Source organism: Vogesella mureinivorans (genome assembly GCF_007644035.1).
In the GTDB taxonomy this organism is placed as follows: Bacteria; Pseudomonadota; Gammaproteobacteria; order Burkholderiales; family Chromobacteriaceae; genus Vogesella; species Vogesella mureinivorans.
Map to the genome: position 1 here is coordinate 1 of NZ_VMTV02000865.1, position 274 is coordinate 274.

Genomic DNA, 274 nt, shown 5'->3' on the forward strand with positions numbered 1-274 from the left:
CAACGCTTGTCGGTGCTTCAGCGTATTTTAATGGTTCCATTGAGTAAGATGCACGACCTTGAGTTTGTGAACGTAAGTCTGTTGCATAACCGAACATTTCTGATAACGGCACTTCCGCATTGATCTTAACAACGAACTCATTCGCTTCTTGACCGTTCACCATCGCACGACGACGGCTTAAGTCACCGATTACCTCACCCACGTAATCCGGCGGAGTTTCCACTTCAACTTTCATGATTGGCTCAAGTAATACAGGGTTTGCACGACCGAACGC

1 pseudogene is annotated in these 274 nt (G+C 47.1%); it reads right to left on the reverse strand.

Annotated elements, in window-relative coordinates:
* A pseudogene (fusA, locus tag FLQ44_RS19995) lies at positions 1–274 on the reverse strand (elongation factor G); the annotation flags it as partial.